This is a genomic window from Rathayibacter sp. VKM Ac-2754, from assembly GCF_009807095.1.
Taxonomy (GTDB): domain Bacteria; phylum Actinomycetota; class Actinomycetes; order Actinomycetales; family Microbacteriaceae; genus Rathayibacter.
In genome coordinates, this window is the sequence record NZ_WUCC01000007.1 from 24,989 (window position 1) to 39,789 (window position 14,801).

The following is a 14,801-nucleotide window of genomic DNA, read 5'->3' on the forward strand; positions in this document are numbered from 1 at the left end:
CACCGCGCGTCAGCTCCCGGTGTCGGCCAGGCGTCGGGACGCGGTGCTCATGTGCGCCTCCATCGCGCGGGCGGCAGCGGCGGGGTCGCCCGCCTCCAGCGCCTCGAGCACCGCGCGGTGCTCGGTGAACGCGTCGACGGCCTGCTCCGGGCTGCTCAGCGCACGCTCGACCCACAGCCTCAGCAGCGAGCGGATCGTCTGCAGCAGATCGCGCAGCACGACGTTCCCGGCGCTGAGCGCGATCTGGAGGTGGAAGCGCACGTCGGCGTCGACGAACGCGCTGATGTCGTCGAGGTGCGACTCCATCGCGGCGAGGTGCGCGCGCAGCTTCTCGAGACCCTCCTCGTCGATCCGGATCGCGGCGAGCATGGCGGCCTGGATTTCGAGGCCGCTCCGCACCTCGATGAGCTCGGCGGTCCGGCCGGCCGAGAGCATGAGGCCCCAGCTCAGCGTCGTGGGCAGGAGCTCGGAGGTGCTGTCGCGGAGGTAGGTGCCCGAGCCGGGGCGCACCGAGACGATGCCGAGGATCTCGAGCGCGGCGAGCGCCTCCCGCACGGCCGACCGGCCGACTCCGAGGCTCTCGGCGAGCTGGCGCTCGGGAGGCAGTCGCGACCCGGGCACGAGATCGCCGCGGGTCAGGAGCGAGGTGAGCTGCTTGGCGACCTCGGCGACCGCCGTCCCGCGGGGCAGGGTCTGCAGCTCGAGGCGCACGAGGGACGGATCGTCTTCGGGGTACGCCGGCATGCTCCGACGCTAGCAATCGCGGGCACGGACGGACGGCAGCGACGCGAGCCACGAACCGGTTGACAGGAGATCGGCGGAGGGAGCATCATCTAATTGGTCAACCGGTCAGCCAATTCCACCGAATTCGCGCCGAGACCCCAACACAGTCGTTGACACGGATCAGGAGATCGACGTGGACCTTCCCCCTCAGACCGGACGGCCGAACGCCGACGCCGCCGTCGAGAAGAGCACGATCAGGAAGATCTCGGTGCGCCTCGTGCCGTTCGTCGCCCTGATGTTCTTCATCAACTACCTCGACCGCACGGCCATCGGCTTCGCCGCGCCGAACGGCATGGAGGCCGACCTGGCCCTGTCGGCCGCTCAGTTCGGCTTCGCCTCGGGCGTCTTCTTCATCGGCTACATCCTGCTGGAGGTGCCGAGCAACCTCGCGCTGCACCGCTTCGGCGCTCGCCGCTGGCTCGCCCGCATCATGGTCAGCTGGGGCATCGTCGCGCTCCTGTTCACCTGGGTGCAGAACTTCGAGCAGCTCGTCGTCCTGCGCTTCCTGCTCGGAGTCGCCGAGGCCGGCTTCTTCCCCGGCGCCATCCTCTTCCTCAGCCTCTGGGTGCCGGCGAAGCACCGCTCGAAGATCCTCGCGCTCTTCTACCTGGCGCAGCCGCTCACCACGGTCATCGGCGCCCCGCTCGCGGGCATCCTGATCGAGCAGGACGGGGTCTTCGGCCTCGAGGGCTGGCGCTTCATGTTCCTCGGCGTCTCGATCCCGGCGATCATCGTCGGCCTCATCGCCTGGTTCTACCTCAAGGACAAGCCCTCCGACGCCAAGTGGCTGACCCGCGAGGAGCAGGTCTGGCTCACGGCCGCGCTGCAGCGCGAGGAGGACGTCAAGACCAAGGGCGTCGCGACGCACCCCAAGATGTCGTCGGCGTTCAAGAGCGGCCGCGTCTGGATGCTGAGCTTCGTCTACTTCGGCTTCATCTACGGCCTCTACGCGCTTGCCTTCTTCCTCCCCACGATCATCGAGGGCTTCCAGGAGCAGTACGGCACGACCTTCGGCATCTTCGAGAAGGGCCTGATCACGGCGATCCCGTACGTGCCCGCCGCCATCGCGCTCTACCTCTGGTCGCGCGACGCCACCCGCCGCGGGGTCCGCACCTGGCACATCGTCATCCCGGCGATCGCCGGCGGCCTGAGCATCCCGCTCGCCCTGTTCGCCGGCTCGCCCGCCGCGACCATCGCGGTCATCACCGTCACGGCGATGGCGGTCTTCTCGGCGCTGCCCAACTTCTGGACCTTCCCGACGCGCTTCCTCACCGGCGCCGCGGCAGCCGCGGGCATCGCCCTCATCAACACCGTCGGCAACCTCGCCGGCTTCTCGGCCCCGTACATCACCGGTGCCCTGAGGGACGCGACCGGCGGCTACGAGGTGCCGATGTTCATCGTCGGCTTCTTCCTGCTGCTCTCGGCGGTGCTGATGGCGCTGCTGGCCCGCCGGTACAAGGACGCGCCGCTCGACGCGCCCACCGTCGAGGTCATCGCGCACTAGCGCCGTCCCCTCCGCCGACACTGCACCGCACCGAACAGGACTGAACCCATGACCCGGCTCTACAACGACCCGTCCGACTTCGCCGACGAGATGATCGACGGCTTCGTCGCCGCGAACCGCCGCTTCGTGCGGCGCGTGCAGGGAGGCGTGGTGCGCTCGACCGTGAGCGCACCCGGCTCGGTCGCGCTGGTGGTCGGCGGCGGCTCCGGCCACTACCCGGCCTTCGGCGGGCTGGTGGGACAGGGACTCGCCCACGGTGCGGCGATGGGGAACCTGTTCGCCTCGCCGTCGGCCCAGCAGGTGCACTCGGTCGCGAAGGCGGCCGAGCACGGCGGCGGTGTGCTGCTGAGCTACGGCAACTACGCGGGCGACGTGCTCCACTTCGACGCGGCCGAGCGGCGCCTCCGCGACGAGGGGATCGACGTGCGCACCGTGACGGTGACCGACGACATCTCGAGCGCCGCGCCGCACGAGAAGCACAAGCGCCGTGGCATCGCGGGCGATCTCACCGTCTTCAAGGTCGCCGGCGCCGCGGCCGAGGAGGGCGCGTCGCTCGACGAGGTCGAGCGGATCGCCGCCCTCGCCAACGAGCGCACCCGCTCGTTCGGCGTCGCGTTCTCGGGCTGCTCGCTGCCCGGCGCCGCCGAGCCGCTCTTCGAGGTGCCGGAGGGCCGCATGGCGGTCGGCATGGGCATCCACGGCGAGCCCGGCATCCGCGAGGACGACGTGCCCTCGGCCGACGGTCTCGCCGAGCTGCTGGTCGAGTCGCTGCTCGCCGAGCGGCCCGAGGGGATCGAGGTGCTCGAGGGCGCCCGGCTCGTGGTGATCCTCAACGGGCTCGGCTCGGTCAAGTACGAGGAGCTGTTCGTCGTCTACTCCGGAGTCGAGCGCCGCCTGCGCGCCCTCGGCATCGAGGTGCTCGAGCCCGAGGTCGGCGAGCTCGTCACGAGCTTCGACATGGCGGGCGTCTCGCTCACCTTCTTCTGGGTCGACGACGAGCTCGAGCGGCTCTGGGCGGCTCCGGCGGAGACGCCCGCCTACCGCAAGGGCGCCGTGCGCGCCGCGGCGTCGGTCGACGAGTCGGCGGAGGTGTCGGCCGGCCCGGTCGCGATCGGCGCGGCGTCCGCTGACTCCCGCGAGGCCGCTGCCACCGTGCTCGCCGCGCTCGAGGCGACGGAGCGCGTGATCGACGAGAACGCCGACGAGCTCGGCCGGATCGACGCGGTCGCCGGAGACGGCGATCACGGCATCGGCATGCAGCGCGGTGTGCGTGCGGCCGTCGCCGCCGCCCGCTCGGCCCTCGAGGCGGGCGCGGGGTCGGGCACGGTGCTCGCCCACGCGGGCGACGCCTGGTCGGACCGGGCCGGCGGCACCTCCGGAGCCCTCTGGGGCGCGGCCCTCGACGCCGTCGGCGCGGCCCTCGGCGACATCGAGCGGCCCACCGCGGAGTCGGTGCTCGCGGGAGTCGAGGGGGCGCGCACGGCGATCCTCGCCTTCGGCGCGACTCCGGGGGACAAGACGATGGTCGACTCGCTCGTGCCGTTCGCCGACGTGCTCGGTGCCCAGGTCGATGCCGGTGCACCGCTCGCGGAGGCCTGGCGTGACGCCGCCCTCGCCTGCACCGGAGCCGCCGCCGCCACCGCGCAGCTGCTGCCGAAGATGGGCCGCGCGCGCCCCCACGCCGAGAAGAGCCTCGGGACACCGGACGCCGGAGCCCACTCGCTCGCGCTGATCGTCACCGCCATCGGCGCGGTGCTGGCCGAGAACGACTCCCGCACCGGCGCGTAGCGTCGACACCGAACCCTTTCTGACAGCACGAGGAGAACACCCATGAGCGCACCGTTCCGCCTGGTCGTCGGCTCCGACGACGCCGGCTTCGACTACAAGCAGATCATCAAGTCCGACCTCGAGAAGGACTCCCGCGTCGCGAGCGTCGTCGACGTCGGGGTCGACGCGGAGTCGCACACGCCCTACCCGAGCGTCGCCATCGCGGCGGCCGAGATGGTCGCGCGGGGCGAGGCCGACCGTGCGATCCTGATCTGCGGCACCGGGCTCGGAGTCGCGATCGCCGCGAACAAGGTGGCGGGCATCCGCGCCGTCACGGCGCACGACTCGTTCTCGGTCGAGCGCTCGATCCTCTCGAACGACGCGCAGGTGCTCTGCATGGGCCAGCGCGTCGTCGGCATCGAGCTCGCCCGCCGCCTCGCGAAGGAGTGGCTGGGCTACGAGTTCGACACGTCGAGCGCCTCCGCCGAGAAGGTCCGCGTCATCGAGGCGTACGAGGCGGGACACCCGGTCGACGCCGCCGCCGCATCGCCCTCGTCGTGCTGACCACGGCGGCGGGACCGGCGCCCGCCTTCACGATCGGCGTGAGCCTGAAGATGTACTTCGGGCACGCGCGCACGCTCGACTGGGCGCGCACCGTCGCCGAGCTGGCGCGGACGCATCCGGCGATCACCTCCGGCACGGTCGAGCTGTTCGTCGTGCCGACGTTCCCCTCGCTCGTGCCGGTCAGCGCCCTCGCGGACGAGGCGGGCATCGCCCTCGGCGCCCAGGACCTGTTCTGGGAGGACGCGGGAGCGTTCACCGGCGAGGTCAGCGGAGCCGAGCTGCGCGAGGTCGGCTGCCGGCTGGTCGAGATCGGCCACGCCGAGCGCCGCGCCCTCTTCGGCGACGACGAGGAGCGGATCCGCCTCAAGGTCGCCGCGGCGTTCCGCAACGACCTCGTCCCGCTGCTCTGCGTCGGCGAGACCGAGCGCGGGAGCGTCGAGGACGCGGTCGCGCTCGTGCTCGCGCAGATCACCTCCGCGCTCGAGACGGCCGACGGGGCGGGAGCCCTCGGCCCGGTGCTCGCGGCCTACGAGCCGGTCTGGGCGATCGGCGCTCCCGAGCCCGCCGAGCCGGCGTTCATCGCGGGAGTGGTCACGGCTCTCGAGGAGGCGCTCACCGCGCTCCCGGGCCGCGCCGGCAGCCGCGTGATCTACGGCGGCAGCGCCGGGCCCGGCCTGCTGACCGCGCTCGAGGGGCGCGTGCCCGGCCTCTTCCTCGGCCGCTTCGCGCACGACCCGGAGGCGGTGCGCAGCATCCTCGACGAGGCGCACGCGCTCGCGGAGGCCAGGCCATGATCGGGCTGAGCAGCTACGCGTTCTTCTGGCGCTCCTCCGACCGCGTGCCCGAGCCGCTGGGCATCGAGGACATGGTGCGCGAGACCGCCGCGCTCGGCGTCGAGCTGCTGCAGCTCTGCGACGTCCCGGTGATCGAGGACTTCGACGCCGAGCGCCTCGAAGCGCTGCGCGCGCTCGCCGCCGCCGAGGGCGTCGCCCTCGAGCTCGGCACCCGCGGCACGGATCCGGAGCACCTGCGGCGCTACCTCCGCCTGGCGGCGGCTCTCGACGTGACGCTGCTGCGCAGCATGTGGACGTCGGGGGAGGACCGGCCTGACCGCGAGGAGACGCTGCGCCGCCTCCGCGAGATCGGCCCGGAGCTCGAGGCGGCCGGGGTGACCCTGGCCCTCGAGACCTACGAGCAGGTGAGCACGGCCGCCCTGGTCGACGTCATCGCGACGCTCGATGACCCGCGGATCCGCATCTGCCTCGACCCCGCGAACACCGTCGCGAACCTCGAGCTGCCGGCCGACGTGACCGAGCTCTGCGCCCCCTACGTCGCCAACTGGCACGTCAAGGACTTCGACTTCAGCCGCAACCCCGGCTGGGTGGGTTTCGTGTACACCGGCACGGCGCTCGGCGACGGCCGCCTCGACTACGACGGCATGCTCGCGCTGCTCGACCCCGACGCCCGCGGCATCCACCAGATCATCGAGTTCTGGCTCCCCTGGCAGGACACCGTCCCCGCCGCGGAGCAGGCACTCGTCACCACCCGGCTCGAAGCCGAGTGGACCACTCGCACTCTCGACCACCTGAGGAGAAGGAACCCATGACCGACACCACCCTTTCGGGCACCGCCGCCCCCGCCCTGACCGTCGCCGTGATCGGCGCCGGCGGCAAGATGGGCATGCGGGTCTCGAACAACCTGCAGAAGTCCGCCTACACCGCCCTCTACTCCGAGGCCTCGCCCGCCGGCCAGGAGCGCACCCGCGAGGCCGGCCGCGAGATCACCTCGACGCCCGACGCCGTCGCGAACGCCGACGTCGTCATCCTCGCCGTCCCCGACGTCGTGCTCGGCGCGGTCTCGGAGGACGTCATCCCGCAGATGAAGTCGGGCGCCATCATCCTGACGCTCGACCCCGCCGCGGCCTACGCGGGGCTCCTCGCGAAGCGCGAGGACATCCACTACGCGGTGGCGCACCCGTGCCACCCGTCGGTGTTCCTCGAGCGCACCACTCCGGAGGAGTGGGCCGACACGTTCGGCGGCATCGCGGCGCCGCAGGAGGTCGTCGCGGCCCTCGAGGAGGCGGACGACGACGTGCGCGCGATCGCCGAGGGCGTCATCTCGACGATCTACGCGCCCGTCATCGCCGTGCACTGGGTCACCGTCAAGCAGCTCGCCGTGCTCGAGCCGACGCTGGTCGAGACCATCGCCTGCATGGTGGGCGAGTTCCTCAAGGAGGCGCTCGACGAGACCGTCAACGGCGTCGGCGTGCCCTACGAGGCCGCTCGCGCGATGCTCTACGGCCACACCTGGATCGCGCTGACCAACGGCCTGCGCGGGTCGAACCCGTTCTCGGAGGCGTGCCACATCGCGATGGGCTACGGCCGCGAGGCGCTGATCAAGGACGACTGGAAGAAGATCTTCGACGACTCCGAGCTCGACTCGGTCATCGCGAAGATGCTGAAGATCGACGCCGTCAAGCGCTGATCCCGGGACGGCTCGTGTGGAGACGCGCGAGCTGACCCTGCTGATCGAGCCCGCAGCCCGCGGAGCGGGCGTATCGAGATCCACATGCTTCGGAAGAGGGTCCGCAGACCCGCTCTCCGACGCTGGTGGGTCTCGATGCGCCCCTTCGGGGCTGCGGGCTCGACCAGCATGTCGGGGCGCTCCCCGCATCGCGGCTAGAGGCGGACGAGCATCTTGCCGGTGTTGCCGCCGCGCATCATCGAGAGGAGCGCATCGACCGCGTTCTCGATGCCGTCCACGATCGTCTCGTCGTAGGCGATCCGGCCCTCGGCGAACCAGTCGGCCATCAGCCGGTCGAACTCGGGCGCGTGGTCGAGGTAGCCGCCCAGCGTGAAGCCGCGGAGGGTGAGGCCGCGGGTGATGACGTTCGACATGTTGTCGGGGCCGGCCGGCCTGTCGGTGCTGTTGTAGCCGGCGATGGCGCCGCAGAGCGCCGCGCGCCCACCGTCGCGGAACGCGTCGAGCGCGGCCTCGAGGTGGTCGCCTCCGACGTTGTCGAAGTAGACGTCGATGCCGTCGGGTGCCGCCGCGGCGAGCTGCTCGCGCACCGGAGCCGCGTGGTAGTCGAACGCGGAGTCGTAGCCGTACTTCTCGGTGAGCAGCGCGACCTTCTCCGCGGAGCCCGCGGATCCGATCACGCGGGAGGCCCCCAGGAGGCGCGCGATCTGCCCGGCGGCCGAGCCGACCGCTCCCGCGGCGCCCGAGACGAAGACGGTGTCGCCCTCCTTCATCCCCGCGATCGCGGTGAGGCCGACGTAGGCGGTGAGCCCGGTCATGCCGAGGACGCCGAGCCGGAGCGACAGCGGAGCGCCCGGGATCTCGTCGACGACCCGGAACTGCGACGCGGGCGCCTGCGCGATGTCGCGCCAGCCGAGCTGGTGCAGCACGACGCTGCCGACCGGGATCGAGGGGACGGCCGAGGCGGTCACCCGGCCGATCGCGCCGCCGGTCATCGTCTCGCCGAGAGCGTAGGGCGGGCTGTAGCTCTTCACGTCGTTCATGCGGCCGCGCATGTAGGGGTCGACCGAGACGAACTCGTTCGCGACGCGGATCTCGCCGTCGGCGGGCTCGTCGTAGTGGACCTCGGCGGTGCGGAAGTCGTCGGCGACGGGCCAGCCGTCGGGACGGCGGACGAGCTGGATCTGAGTGCTGGTGATCATGGGGCCTTTCGGGGTGGGTGGCGGGTCAGGAGGCGAGGATGCCGATCGCGAGGGCGATCGCCGCGAGCAGACCCGGGGTCATCTGGGTCAGCGCGGCCCGGCGCTTCGCAGGGGAGGAGAGCAGGAGGACCAGCGCGGCCCCGACCATCGAGCCGGTGCCGGTGAAGACCAGTGCGGCACCGACGGCGGTCGCCCCGGAGGCGAGGGCCGAGACTCCGATGATCGTCACGATCGCGAGGAACAGGTTGTAGAAGCCCTGGTTGAACGCGAGCTCCTTAGTGGCCTCGGCCTCGCCCGGAGTCGTGCCGAAGGTCGAGCGGGCACGCGGAGTCGTCCAGAGCAACGACTCGAGCACGAAGATGTAGACGTGCAGCAGGGCGGCGATCGCCGCGAGCACGAGTCCGATGACGATCACGGGGCCTCCTGGTGGTGGACCGGCTGCTGTTTGTGTACCGGCTGTTCCACAATATACTGGATCGAGCGTTACACAACCAGGGAGGTGCGATGGGCCGGCTGCAGAGCTTCGAGACCGATGCGGTCGTCCGCGCCGCGCGCGCCGTGTTCTGGGAGCGCGGCTTCGAGGAGGCGTCGCTCCCCGAGCTCGAGTCGGCGACGGGAGTCGGCCGCTCGAGCCTGTATCACGCGTTCGGCAGCAAGCGCGGACTGTTCGACGTCGCGGTGCAGAGCTACCTCGACGAGGTGGTGCGGCCTCGGCTGGCGCCGCTCGTGACGGGAGTCGTCGCCTCCGGTGCGCTCGAGACCTACTTCGCGGGGCTGCGCGGCGCCCTCGCCGACGCGGCGTCGATCTCGGCGCGGAGCGGGTGCCTCCTCCTGAACGCCGCCGGGGCGCCGATCGCGCGCGACGAGGCCGTGCGCGAGGTGATCGCCGACTACCGCGCCGAGCTGCTGGCCGCGATGCGGGCGGGGGCGGAGGCGCGATGGCCCCGCGCCTCCGCCGACCGCCTGGCGCAGCAGGCCGACGTTCTGGTGTCGCTGCTGGTCGCGGCGCTGGTGCTGGCGCGCGTCGACTCCGTGCAAGCGGTGGCGACGGTGGACGCGGCGCTGACTCTGGTTCGGGCGCCGCTCGCCTCCTGACGCACCTTCGGCTCGTGAAACCGCGTTCGGCTCGCGTGATTCGGCGATTCCTGCGAGCCGAACGGCTTTCTGCGAGCCGGAGGTCTGCTGGCGCGGAGGTCCGGCTCGTCAAACCTCGTTGGGCTCGCTCATGGCGGCGAATTCGGCGAGCCGAACCGGTTTCTGCGAGCCGGAGGTCTGCGGGCGCGGAGGTTCGGCTCGTGAGAACGGGTTCGGCTCGCGGCGATCAGCGGATTCGGCGAGCCGAACCGGTTCTCACGAGCCGGAGGTGCGTCAGCACGCCCGCGCGCACGACAGAAGCCCCCGTGCACACCCGACCAGAGGAAGGGCGTGCACGGGGGCTCCAGTGGTGCAGGGTGTCAGTCGGTGCCGGCGTCGAACGCCGCGCCCTCCGACGCGAGGTCGGTCGCGCGGCCGAGCGCGTCGGCCGCGGCAGTGCCTCCGCCCTCGGTGATCGCCTCGCCCTCGCCGATCTCGAGGTGACCGACCAGCTCGGCGGTCGGGCCGCCGACGAGTCCGGCGGCCGCGTACTGCTCGAGGCGCGAGCGCGAGTCGGCGATGTCGAGGTTGCGCATGGTGAGCTGCCCGATGCGGTCCTCGGGGCCGAAGGCGGCGTCGCCGACGCGCTCCATCGAGAGCTTGTCGGGGTGGTAGCTCAGTGCCGGCCCCGACGTGTCGAGGATCGTGTAGTCGTCTCCGCGGCGCAGGCGCACGGTGACCTCGCCCGAGACGGCCGAGCCGACCCAGCGCTGGATCGACTCGCGCAGCATCAGCGACTGAGGGTCGAGCCAGCGGCCCTCGTACATCAGGCGGCCGAGGCGGCGGCCCTCGGAGTGGTACTGCGCGATCGTGTCCTCGTTGTGGATCGCGTTGAGGAGGCGCTCGTAGGTCAGGTGCAGAAGGGCCATGCCCGGCGCCTCGTAGATGCCGCGGCTCTTGGCCTCGATGATGCGGTTCTCGATCTGGTCGGAGTTGCCCAGGCCGTGGCGTCCGCCGATCGTGTTCGCCTCGAGGACGAGGGCGACCGGGTCGGAGTACTCGACGCCGTTGATCGCGACGGGGCGGCCGGCCTCGAAGCGGACCGACACCGTCTCGGCGGCGATCTCGACGTCCTCGCGCCAGGCGGCGACTCCCATGATCGGCTCGACGAGCTCCATGCCGCTCGAGAGCTCCTCGAGGCGCTTGGCCTCGTGGGTCGCGCCCCAGATGTTGGCGTCGGTCGAGTAGGCCTTCTCGGTCGCGTCGCGGTAGGGGAAGCCTCGGGCGACGAGCCACTCGGACATCTCGGTGCGGCCGCCGAGCTCGTTGACGAACTGCACGTCGAGCCAGGGCTTGTAGATGCGCAGGCGCGGGTTCGCGAGCAGGCCGTAGCGGTAGAACCGCTCGATGTCGTTGCCCTTGTAGGTGGAGCCGTCGCCCCAGATGTCGACGCCGTCCTCGCGCATCGCGCGCACCAGCAGTGTGCCGGTGACCGCGCGGCCGAGCGGGGTGGTGTTGAAGTAGGTCTTGCCGCCCGAGCGGATGTGGAAGGCGCCGCACTGCAGGGCGACGAGGCCCTCCTCGACCAGCGCGCTCTTCGCGTCGACGAGGCGTGAGATCTCGGCGCCGTACTGTGCGGCGCGCGAGGGGACGCTCTCGATGTCGGGCTCATCGGCTTGGCCGATGTCGGCCGTGTAGGTGCACGGGACGGCACCCTTCTCGCGCATCCAGGCGACGGCGACGGATGTGTCGAGGCCTCCCGAGAATGCGATTCCGACACGCTCGCCCACGGGCAGACTGCTCAACACTTTCGACATGGCTCCGATTTTAGGAGACTCTGCGGGCGTGCCTCGACGCAGCGGTCTCCCGGGGCGGCGAACCGGCTCTCAGGACCCGCCGCGCAGCCCCACCGCGGGCATCACGATCTCGTCGATCAGCGACACCAGGTAGTCGCGGTCGATCGGCTCGCGCAGCAGGAGCACCCGGTAGGCGACCATCGACGGCGAGATGAGCGCGATCAGCTCGACGTCGATGTCCGGAGCGATCTCGCCGCGGGCGATCGCTCGGCGCAGGAGGAAGCTGTTCGCCCGGGCGCGCGGCTCGACGATCGCGGCCCGGACCGCGTCGGAGAGGTCGGGCGCCTTCGAGATCATGGCGACGACTCCGGCCATGATCTGGAGCTTGCGCTCGGCGTCCTCCATCGTCCGGGGCTTGATCATCGCGACGAGGTCGCCGCGGAGCGTCCCCGTGTCGGGGAGCGCCGCCTCGGTCAGATCGGCGCCCTTCATGCAGGCGAGCGCCTCGACCACGAGCTCGGCCTTCGAGTCCCAGCGGCGGTAGAGCGTGGCCTTGCCGGCGCGGGCCCGGGCGGCGACCATGTCGATCGTCATGCCGTCGTAGCCCGTCTCCGCCAGGACGTCGAGCGCCGCGGTGAGGATCTCGAGGTCGCGGTTCGGATCGCGGCGGCGGCCGGGTCGGGCCGGGGCGCCGGAGTCGATGGTCGGGGGAGGGGGCGGCATCATCGCGGCGTCTCCTGTCGGTCGGAGGCCGCCCGTGTGACGGCCACGTGAATTCTACGATGATTACTGAACCGAGTAGTTCCGAAACTCTCGAGTCTCGTATATGGTCTCCTCCATGTCGCAGACCTCCTCCCTGCCGGTCGTCACCGCCCCCGCGGTCCCGGTGCCCTCGAACCGCCGCTGGTGGACGCTCGTCGCCGTCGGACTCGCCCAGCTCATGGTCGTGCTCGACTCGACCGTCGTGAACATCGCCCTCCCCGCCGCCCAGGCCGATCTCGGCTTCTCGGACGGCGACCGCCAGTGGGTGGTCACCGCCTACTCCCTCGCCTTCGGCAGCCTCCTGCTGCTCGGCGGCCGCCTCTCCGACCTCCTCGGCCGCAAGCGCACCTTCATCATCGGCCTGATCGGCTTCGCCATCGCCTCCGCGCTGGGCGGCGCCGCGCCGAACTTCGAGCTGCTCATCGCGGCCCGCGCGCTGCAGGGCGTCTTCGGTGCCCTGCTCGCCCCCACCGCGCTCGCGGTCCTCACCACGACCTTCACCGTCCCGAAGGAGCGGGCGCGCGCGTTCGGCGTCTTCGGCGCGATCGCCGGTGCCGGCGGCGCCGTGGGCCTCCTCCTCGGCGGCGTGCTCACCGAGAGCTTCGACTGGCGCTGGAACCTCTACATCAACGTGATCATCGCGGTCGTCGCCGTGATCGGCGCGATCGTCTTCGTGCCGACCATCGACCGCACCGGTCCCCGGCCCCAGCTCGACGTGCCCGGCACGATCCTCGTCTCGGCCGCGCTGTTCGGCCTGGTGTTCGGCTTCGCCAACGCCGAGACCGACGGCTGGGACTCGCCGATGACCTGGGTGCCGCTCGCCGCGGCCGTGGTCCTGCTGGTCGGCTTCGTCCTCCGCCAGCGCACGACCGAGCACCCGCTGCTGCCGCTGCAGATCGTGCTCGACCGCGACCGGGGCGCCGCCTACCTGTCTGTGCTGATCGCGGGAGCGGGGATGTTCGGCATCTTCCTGTTCGTCACCTACTTCCTGCAGGTGTCGCTGGGCTACTCGCCGATCCAGACCGGTCTCTCCTTCCTCCCGATGATCGGCATGCTGGTGCTGGCCGCTCAGCTGTCGACGAACCTCCTGCTGCCGCGCTTCGGTCCGAAGATCATGGTGCCGTTCGGCATGGTGCTCGGCGTGATCGGCATGCTGCTGCTCACCCGCCTCGACCTCGACAGCGCCTACGCGGCGGATGTGCTGCCCGCGCTGATGGTGCTCGGCTTCGCGATGGGCTCGATCATGCCCGGGTCGATGCAGACGGCGACCCGCGGAGTCGACATGCGCTTCGCCGGAGTCGCCTCGGCGATGGTGAACACCAGCCAGCAGGTCGGCGGATCGATCGGCACCGCGCTGCTGAACACTCTCGCGGCGACCGCGGTGACCGACTACCTCGCCTCGCACACACCTGCCACGGCGGCCACGGCGGCGGAGGCGGCCGTGCAGAGCTACGCGGTGGCCTACGGCTGGGGCGCGGGCTTCTTCGCCCTCGGCGCGGTGCTGTCGGTGCTGCTGTTCCGCCGGAAGTCGGACGCGGTCGCTCCCACGAACGGAGCGGAGCCGGTGATCGCGCACTGAGGCCTCGGGAGCGGACGGGACCTTCCGGGGTCCCGTCCGCTCCGTCGTCTCCCGCGACATGTCGGCGTGTTGCGGCGGCGGTCGAGACGCCCCGGGCGCCTGCGTACCGTCGAGGGATGCCAGAGACCCTCGACATCGTCCACCTGCGCACGCTCGTGGCGATCGCCGACTGCGGCGGCTTCGGGCGCGCGGCCGTGGCACTGCACATCAGCCAGCCGACGGTCTCGCAGCACGTCCGCACCCTGGAGCGCCGGCTCGAGCGCACCTTCATCGAGAAGGTGGGGCGCCGGGCCCGCTTCACTCCGGCCGGCGAGCGCCTCCTCGTGCAGGCGCGCCGCATCCTCGCGGTGCACGACGACGCCCTCGAGACCCTCGACGCCGCCAGTGAGAACCCGCTCGCCCTCGGACTGACCGAGCCGGCCGCCGAGCAGCTGCTGCCCCGGCTGCTCGAGACGCTCCGCCGCGCCTTCGACGACCGGCCGCTCACCTTCACCCTCGATCGCTCCACCCAGCTCGCGGAGGCGGTGGCCCGCGGAGTCGTCGACCTCGCGGTCATCCTCGGTGTCGGCGGCGATCTGCCCGGCCGCCAGGTGGCCACGCTGCCGCTCGACTGGTACGCGGCGCCCGGCTGGCAGGCGCCGGAGGGTGCGCCGATCCCGCTCGTCGCCTACTCCGAGCCGTGCGGCATGCGCCAGCGCGCCCTGCAGCAGCTCGGCGCGTTCGGGCACGAGGTGCGGGTCGTCGCCGAGTCCGCGAGTCTCGAGGGGGTGATCGCCGCGGCGAGAGCGGGGATCGGAGTCGCGGCGCTGCCGACCTCGCACCAGGGCCGTGTCGCCGACGGCCTCGAGGCGCGGCGCGACCTGCCCGCCCTGGGCTCGGTCAACCTCCGCCTGGTCTCGCGCCGCGGACTCGCGCCCGACGTCGAGGACACGGCGCTCGCCGGCCTGGCCGAGCTGTTCGGCCCGTCGCGCCTCCGCACGCCGCTCCGCGAGGTGCCCGCGTGAACATGACGATTTCTTACCAACGATCGGGTTCGCCGATCGGAACGCATCCGGAATCATCGTTGGACGCCGGGAGCGCACCGCGCGTAGCGTCGATGACATGACCTCCCCGCGTGCCCTCGCCTCGATCGTGCCCTCCGGCGCGGTTCGAGTGGCGCGCGTCGATGCGACGGCCGACGTGCGGATGCGCCGAATGCTCGTGGGCGGGAACCCCTTCGCGTCGGTGCGCGGATGTTCCTGTCCGGCCTCTCGCTGACGGCCCGGCGCTGACGCCTCCGCGTCGCCCGC

14 protein-coding genes are annotated in these 14,801 nt (G+C 71.7%); 9 read left to right on the forward strand and 5 right to left on the reverse strand.

What is annotated here, in order from left to right:
- Window positions 1-9: 9 nt before the first annotated feature.
- Window positions 10-744: a FadR/GntR family transcriptional regulator gene (locus GRS92_RS12865; RefSeq protein ID WP_159857033.1), complete on the reverse strand. Its 735-nt coding sequence runs from the start codon at window positions 742-744 to the stop codon at window positions 10-12.
- A gap of 172 nt (window positions 745-916) precedes the next feature.
- Here GRS92_RS12865 and GRS92_RS12870 point away from each other — a divergent pair, with 172 nt between their 5' ends.
- From GRS92_RS12870 to GRS92_RS12895, 6 genes are read left to right on the forward strand one after another with little or no spacing between them, the layout of a single operon-like run.
- Entirely contained in the window at window positions 917-2,287 is a 1,371-nt protein-coding gene (locus GRS92_RS12870; RefSeq protein ID WP_159857035.1) for an MFS transporter, read from the forward strand.
- Between the two features lie 48 nt (window positions 2,288-2,335).
- Complete coding sequence (locus GRS92_RS12875; RefSeq protein ID WP_159857037.1) at window positions 2,336-4,075, forward strand: dihydroxyacetone kinase family protein; 1,740 nt, start codon at window positions 2,336-2,338, stop codon at window positions 4,073-4,075.
- Between the two features lie 42 nt (window positions 4,076-4,117).
- Entirely contained in the window at window positions 4,118-4,618 is a 501-nt protein-coding gene (locus tag GRS92_RS12880; RefSeq protein ID WP_159857038.1) for a ribose-5-phosphate isomerase, read from the forward strand.
- A 38-nt stretch (window positions 4,619-4,656) separates the two neighbouring features.
- Window positions 4,657-5,412: a triose-phosphate isomerase family protein gene (locus GRS92_RS12885; RefSeq protein ID WP_235022016.1), complete on the forward strand. Its 756-nt coding sequence runs from the start codon at window positions 4,657-4,659 to the stop codon at window positions 5,410-5,412.
- Entirely contained in the window at window positions 5,409-6,224 is an 816-nt protein-coding gene (locus tag GRS92_RS12890) for a sugar phosphate isomerase/epimerase family protein (RefSeq protein WP_159857040.1), read from the forward strand. Before GRS92_RS12885 ends, GRS92_RS12890 begins: the two co-directional genes overlap by 4 nt.
- Window positions 6,221-7,102 (forward strand): phosphogluconate dehydrogenase C-terminal domain-containing protein, encoded by an 882-nt coding sequence (locus GRS92_RS12895; protein ID WP_159857042.1) that lies wholly within the window; start codon window positions 6,221-6,223, stop codon window positions 7,100-7,102. Before GRS92_RS12890 ends, GRS92_RS12895 begins: the two co-directional genes overlap by 4 nt.
- Before the next feature lie 194 nt (window positions 7,103-7,296).
- Here the strand turns inward: GRS92_RS12895 and GRS92_RS12900 are convergent, their stop codons facing one another.
- Together GRS92_RS12900 and GRS92_RS12905 are read right to left on the reverse strand one after the other, a co-directional pair.
- Window positions 7,297-8,301 (reverse strand): NADP-dependent oxidoreductase, encoded by a 1,005-nt coding sequence (locus GRS92_RS12900; protein WP_159857044.1) that lies wholly within the window; start codon window positions 8,299-8,301, stop codon window positions 7,297-7,299.
- Window positions 8,302-8,326: 25 nt separating this feature from the next.
- Window positions 8,327-8,716 (reverse strand): DUF1304 domain-containing protein, encoded by a 390-nt coding sequence (locus GRS92_RS12905; RefSeq protein WP_159857046.1) that lies wholly within the window; start codon window positions 8,714-8,716, stop codon window positions 8,327-8,329.
- A gap of 89 nt (window positions 8,717-8,805) precedes the next feature.
- Here GRS92_RS12905 and GRS92_RS12910 point away from each other — a divergent pair, with 89 nt between their 5' ends.
- On the forward strand, window positions 8,806-9,396 hold the full coding sequence (locus GRS92_RS12910; protein WP_159857048.1) for a TetR/AcrR family transcriptional regulator: 591 nt from the start codon (window positions 8,806-8,808) through the stop codon (window positions 9,394-9,396).
- A 359-nt stretch (window positions 9,397-9,755) separates the two neighbouring features.
- Here the strand turns inward: GRS92_RS12910 and argG are convergent, their stop codons facing one another.
- Both argG and GRS92_RS12920 read right to left on the reverse strand, forming a co-directional pair.
- A complete protein-coding gene (gene argG, locus GRS92_RS12915) occupies window positions 9,756-11,192 on the reverse strand; it encodes an argininosuccinate synthase (protein ID WP_159857050.1) in 1,437 nt (478 codons plus the stop codon).
- A gap of 69 nt (window positions 11,193-11,261) precedes the next feature.
- Window positions 11,262-11,897 carry a TetR/AcrR family transcriptional regulator gene (locus tag GRS92_RS12920; RefSeq protein ID WP_159857051.1) on the reverse strand — a complete coding sequence of 212 codons (636 nt, stop codon included), beginning with the start codon at window positions 11,895-11,897 and terminating at the stop codon, window positions 11,262-11,264.
- A gap of 112 nt (window positions 11,898-12,009) precedes the next feature.
- On the opposite strand from GRS92_RS12920, the gene GRS92_RS12925 reads away from it, so the two are divergent.
- Both GRS92_RS12925 and GRS92_RS12930 read left to right on the forward strand, forming a co-directional pair.
- A complete protein-coding gene (locus GRS92_RS12925) occupies window positions 12,010-13,512 on the forward strand; it encodes an MFS transporter (protein ID WP_204162399.1) in 1,503 nt (500 codons plus the stop codon).
- A gap of 116 nt (window positions 13,513-13,628) precedes the next feature.
- Complete coding sequence (locus GRS92_RS12930; protein ID WP_159857053.1) at window positions 13,629-14,516, forward strand: LysR family transcriptional regulator; 888 nt, start codon at window positions 13,629-13,631, stop codon at window positions 14,514-14,516.
- Window positions 14,517-14,801 lie beyond the last annotated feature (285 nt).

Coding starts and splice junctions, on each gene's coding strand:
- GRS92_RS12930 (WP_159857053.1), top strand. CDS start 13,629: ATGCCAGAGACCCTCGACATCGTCCACCTGCGCACGCTCGTGGCGATC.
- GRS92_RS12890 (WP_159857040.1), top strand. CDS start 5,409: ATGATCGGGCTGAGCAGCTACGCGTTCTTCTGGCGCTCCTCCGACCGC.
- GRS92_RS12865 (WP_159857033.1), bottom strand. CDS start 744: ATGCCGGCGTACCCCGAAGACGATCCGTCCCTCGTGCGCCTCGAGCTG.
- GRS92_RS12925 (WP_204162399.1), top strand. CDS start 12,010: ATGTCGCAGACCTCCTCCCTGCCGGTCGTCACCGCCCCCGCGGTCCCG.
- argG (WP_159857050.1), bottom strand. CDS start 11,192: ATGTCGAAAGTGTTGAGCAGTCTGCCCGTGGGCGAGCGTGTCGGAATC.
- GRS92_RS12910 (WP_159857048.1), top strand. CDS start 8,806: ATGGGCCGGCTGCAGAGCTTCGAGACCGATGCGGTCGTCCGCGCCGCG.
- GRS92_RS12875 (WP_159857037.1), top strand. CDS start 2,336: ATGACCCGGCTCTACAACGACCCGTCCGACTTCGCCGACGAGATGATC.
- GRS92_RS12880 (WP_159857038.1), top strand. CDS start 4,118: ATGAGCGCACCGTTCCGCCTGGTCGTCGGCTCCGACGACGCCGGCTTC.
- GRS92_RS12895 (WP_159857042.1), top strand. CDS start 6,221: ATGACCGACACCACCCTTTCGGGCACCGCCGCCCCCGCCCTGACCGTC.
- GRS92_RS12900 (WP_159857044.1), bottom strand. CDS start 8,301: ATGATCACCAGCACTCAGATCCAGCTCGTCCGCCGTCCCGACGGCTGG.
- GRS92_RS12920 (WP_159857051.1), bottom strand. CDS start 11,897: ATGATGCCGCCCCCTCCCCCGACCATCGACTCCGGCGCCCCGGCCCGA.